Here is a 4498-nt window from a genome sequence, read left to right on the forward strand (position 1 = left end):
GAACCGGATCGTGGCGGTGGAGCAGTTCAAACCGTTTGATGACTAGGGCCTTCCGAGGGTTCCGTGTCCTCGCCGGTAGACTTGAGGCGTGAGCATACCGACGCCTTATGAAGACCTTCTCCGCGACGTTCTGGCCCATGGGACGCACAAATCAGACCGCACGGGCACCGGCACCACCAGCGTTTTCGGCCGTCAGATCCGCTTCGACCTGGCCACGGGCTTCCCGCTGATCACCACCAAGCGCGTTCACTTCAAGTCCGTCGCGGTGGAGCTGCTCTGGTTCCTCCGCGGCGATTCCAATGTGAAGTGGATGCAGGACCAGGGCGTCACCATCTGGAACGAATGGGCTGACGTGGACGGTGAACTCGGGCCCGTGTATGGCGTCCAGTGGCGCAACTGGCCCACGCCTGACGGCGGCCACATCGACCAGATCGCCGAACTGGTGGAGAACCTGAAGTCCAACCCTGACTCCCGCCGGCATATTGTGTCCGCGTGGAACGTCTCTGAACTCCAGGACATGGCACTTCCCCCCTGCCATGCGTTCTTCCAGTTCTACGTGGCAGACGGCAAGCTCTCCTGCCAGCTGTACCAGCGTTCAGCAGACATGTTCCTCGGTGTGCCGTTCAACATCGCGTCCTATGCGCTGCTCACGTGCATGATCGCCCAGCAGGTCGGCCTGGAACCGGGCGAATTCGTCTGGACCGGCGGAGATGTCCATATCTACGAAAACCACATGGACCAGGTCCTCAAGCAGCTGGACCGTGAACCGTACGACTACCCGCAGCTGAGGATCACCCGGAAGCCGGAGTCGATCTTCGACTACACCCTCGAAGACTTCGAAGTGCTGAACTACCGTCACCACCCCACGATTAAGGCTCCGATCGCCGTATGAGCACCGAGAACACCGCAGACCCCCAGGCCTTTACAGCGGAGATCGCCGCGTCAGCGGCCGGCGTCGGCCTCGTGTGGGCCCAGACCTCAGGCGGCGTGATCGGCAAGGACGGCGCCATGCCGTGGAACCTGCCGGAGGACCTTGCACACTTCAGCCGGCTCACCAAGGGGCACCCCGTCATCATGGGCCGGAAGACCTGGCTGTCCTTTCCCGCCAAGTACCGGCCCCTCCCCGACCGGACCAACATCGTCATCACCCGGCAGAAAAACTGGGGTGGGACGCCTGAGGCGGAGGGCGCCGTCGTGGTCCCCTCCCTGGATGACGCACTCCTGGAGTCCCAGTTCGTCGACGGCGGCGAGACGGTCTGGATCCTGGGCGGCGGCGAAGTCTTCCGCCAGTCCACCGATCTCGCCAACGTCGCAGTGGTGACCACCATTGACGTGGAAGCCGACGGCGACACCTACGCGCCGGAGCTCGATGAAACCTGGGAGGCGGCCTCCTCGGTACCGCCGGACGGCTGGCTGACGGCAGCCAACGGAACACGCTACAGGTTTACCAAATGGGTCAGGACGCAGGGCTGAGATGCTGAAAAAACCGGAAACACTGTTCGTCCTGGGCTACATGCTGCTGCCCCTGCTGGCGCTCCTGTCCGCGATCGTCGGACTGACCATGATCCTGGGCGGCAACAAAATCGCCGGCGCCATCGTGCTGGTGGTGGTGACGCAGGTCTTCGCCTTCGGTGCGTTCTTCGCGTTACGCGCGCGCAAAGCTGCCGTGCTGGAGGAGTCCGACCGCGGTTAGCCACGCCGGCTGACGATGGGGGACGGTGCCCCGTCGCGGCTGTTGCGCGGGCCGCCTTCTTACGCAGGTACCCAACCCGGCCGGCGGCGTGACGTAACCGACTGCGTCCTGCCGGTTCCGAAGTCTAAACTGTACGAATGACTACAGCAGCTACCCCCTCCGTCGGCCTGGTCGGATGGCGCGGCATGGTCGGCTCCGTCCTGATGCAGCGCATGCAGGATGAGGGCGACTTCGCCAACATCAACCCGGTATTTTTCTCCACCTCCAACGCTGGAGGTGCCGCGCCGTCGTTTGCCGAAGGTGCCGGCACGCTCGAGGACGCGTTCGACGTCGACACCCTGGCGAAGCTGCCCATTATTGTCACCGCCCAGGGCGGGGACTACACCAAGCGCGTCCACGCCGAGCTGCGTGGCCGCGGCTGGGACGGCCTCTGGATCGATGCCGCCTCCACGCTGCGCATGAATGACGACTCAATCATCGTGCTGGACCCGATCAACCGCGATGTCATCGACAAGGGCCTGGTCAACGGCACCAAGGACTTCATCGGCGGCAACTGCACCGTGTCCTGCATGCTGATGGGCCTGGGCGGGCTGTTCAAGAACGGCCTCGTCGAGTGGGGCACCTCCATGACCTACCAGGCGGCCTCCGGCGGCGGTGCACGGCACATGCGCGAACTGCTCAGCCAGTTCGGCACGCTCAACGCAGAGGTCAGCTCGGAACTGGACGACCCGGCGTCGGCCATCCTTGAAATCGACCGCAAGGTCCTTGCCCACCAGCGCACCAGCATCGACGCCACCCAGTTCGGCGTGCCCCTGGCCGGCTCGCTGATCCCTTGGATCGACGCGGACCTGGACAATGGACAGTCCAAGGAAGAGTGGAAGGCCGGGGTTGAGACCAACAAGATCCTGGGCACCTCCGACGAGAACCACGTCATCATGGACGGGCTCTGCATCCGGATCGGCGCCATGCGCTCCCATTCGCAGGCGTTGACGTTGAAGCTCCGCGAGGACCTCTCCGTAGCCGAGATCGAGACGCTGCTCGCTGATGACAACGAGTGGGCCAAGGTCATTCCGAACACCAAGGAAGCCTCCATGGCCGGGCTGACCCCCGTGGCCGCGTCCGGCACGCTGGACATCCCGGTGGGCCGTATCCGCAAGATGGAAATGGGCCCGGAGTACATCAGCGCCTTCACCGTGGGCGACCAGCTCCTCTGGGGTGCAGCCGAGCCGCTGCGCCGCATGCTCAACGTCGCCACCGGGAACCTGTAACTCCCGCCGGCAACACAGCTCCACTCCCCCATCCCCCCGGGGACCAGCAACGCGGGGTCACTTACCGCCCGATCCGCACCCGCGGGAGGGCATTAAGTGACCCCGCGTTGCTTTTTGTCAGGTGGTGAGGAACGTGAGGTAGCGGTCGGCGGCTTTGGTGAAGGCAGCCTGCGCGCCGGGTCCGAGGGGCCTGGTGTCGTCGAAGAGTTCGGGCACGACGGCGGCGCTCCGGCTGGTGCCCGCGCGGCCCCACGTGCCGATCACCTCTCCCCCGGCCACCACGGTTTTCTTGAACACACCATTGCCGCCGGGCACGATCCGGTGGGCGTGCTCCGGCGCCAGGACCAGGCTCCGGTCCTGGTAGCCGAGCAGGAACTCATCGAAGCCCGGGAGCAGCTGGACCGAGCGCTGGCCCGGCACGCCGTCGTCGAGCAGGGCTGCGGTCTCGGGCGACACCCAATAGCTGGAACCGTCGAACTCCAGCTCCACCAGCTGGCCCCTGATCTGTTCAAACGCGGCCCGTACTTCGGTCAGCGGAAGCTGCGTCCACCAGGCGAAGTCGCGCAGGGTGGCAGGGCCGTGGCTGCGGAAGTAGCGCAGTGTGAATTCGGCAATCGCTGCCTGCCGCTCAAGCCCGCGCGATTCCGGGATCCAGTCGTCGAATGCCACCATCAGCTGCTGGTTTCCGGATAAGGGGCCTGGCACCAGCCAGGCGTGCCGGCACAAGGTTCCCAGGATATGGATCCCGCGCTGGCCGGTGGTGGGCTGGCCAGCCGCCTCAAAGACGGCGAAGAGTTCCGCCCTGCTCAAAGCACCGCCGCCCGCCAGCTGCTCCAGGGCGGCGTCGCGGCACTTTTCAACGTCCGTCCACGCGATGTCCAGCTCGCGGTGCCTGCCGGCAATGCTGCGGGTGAGGCGCTCGGCGGTGAGGCCCAGCATCCACCGCAGATCCTCGGGTGCCACCAGGTGCAGCGTGCCGCGCATCGGCCAGGAACGGACCACGCTGCCGCTGTCCAGCGCGGACCTGACATCACCCAGGCCAGACCCCGGAACCCGCAGACCCACCGCCCACAGTGCCGCCTGCAGGTCCTGCGCCTGCGAGGCCGTCATCCAGCCGACAGCCTCCGGGACAGAACCCAGCCCGGGGCCCAACAGCCCCTGGGAGGCGAGACGCAGCCGGCCCATGATCTTCCGGTTGATGCGCTTCGGCGCCATGCCCCCCACTCCCTCCACCAGAAACCTGCCCTCAGCCCGCCATGGTCCGCCGCTGGCCGCCGTCGGTCGTCGTCGTTAGAGCGTCAGGCCGATCAGCAGCGGTTCCGGGTGCAGCTCAATGCCAAAGCGTTCGACGACGCCGGCCCGCACCTCGCGTGCGATCGCCAGGATGTCCTTGGCGCTGGCTGAGCCCCGGTTGGTGATGGCCAGGGAATGTTTGGTGGACAGGGAAGCCCGCCCGCCGGACGCGCTGGCATCCTCGAGCCCGTAGCCCTTGCCGAATCCTGCCTGATCGATGAGCCACGCGGCGGACAGCTTCACC

At 65.9% G+C, this 4498-nt stretch carries 5 protein-coding genes and 1 pseudogene; 4 read left to right on the top strand and 2 right to left on the bottom strand.

Features of this window, described 5'->3' with window-relative positions; all coding sequences use genetic code 11:
* Positions 1-88 precede the first annotated feature (88 nt).
* The 4 genes from DBR22_RS18505 to asd all read left to right on the top strand — a co-directional run bounded on the left by DBR22_RS18505 (position 89) and on the right by asd (position 2961).
* Entirely contained in the window at positions 89-892 is an 804-nt protein-coding gene (locus DBR22_RS18505) for a thymidylate synthase (RefSeq protein ID WP_108600214.1), read from the top strand.
* Positions 889-1473, top strand: a complete 585-nt coding sequence (locus DBR22_RS18510; RefSeq protein ID WP_108600215.1) for a dihydrofolate reductase — start codon at positions 889-891, stop codon at positions 1471-1473. Before DBR22_RS18505 ends, DBR22_RS18510 begins: the two co-directional genes overlap by 4 nt.
* Position 1474: 1 nt before the next feature.
* Entirely contained in the window at positions 1475-1693 is a 219-nt protein-coding gene (locus tag DBR22_RS18515) for an NF038396 family protein (RefSeq protein WP_108600216.1), read from the top strand.
* Positions 1694-1830: 137 nt separating this feature from the next.
* Positions 1831-2961, top strand: coding sequence for an aspartate-semialdehyde dehydrogenase (gene asd / locus DBR22_RS18520; RefSeq protein ID WP_108600217.1), 1131 nt, complete (start codon positions 1831-1833; stop codon positions 2959-2961).
* Between the two features lie 117 nt (positions 2962-3078).
* Here the strand turns inward: asd and DBR22_RS18525 are convergent, their stop codons facing one another.
* Together DBR22_RS18525 and DBR22_RS24775 are read right to left on the bottom strand one after the other, a co-directional pair.
* Positions 3079-4176: a winged helix DNA-binding domain-containing protein gene (locus DBR22_RS18525; protein ID WP_108600218.1), complete on the bottom strand. Its 1098-nt coding sequence runs from the start codon at positions 4174-4176 to the stop codon at positions 3079-3081.
* A 75-nt stretch (positions 4177-4251) separates the two neighbouring features.
* Positions 4252-4498: pseudogene (locus DBR22_RS24775) on the bottom strand (UDP-N-acetylmuramate dehydrogenase); the annotation flags it as partial.

Origin of the sequence: Arthrobacter sp. HMWF013 (assembly GCF_003061105.1) — a bacterium.
Lineage (GTDB): Bacteria > Actinomycetota > Actinomycetes > Actinomycetales > Micrococcaceae > Arthrobacter.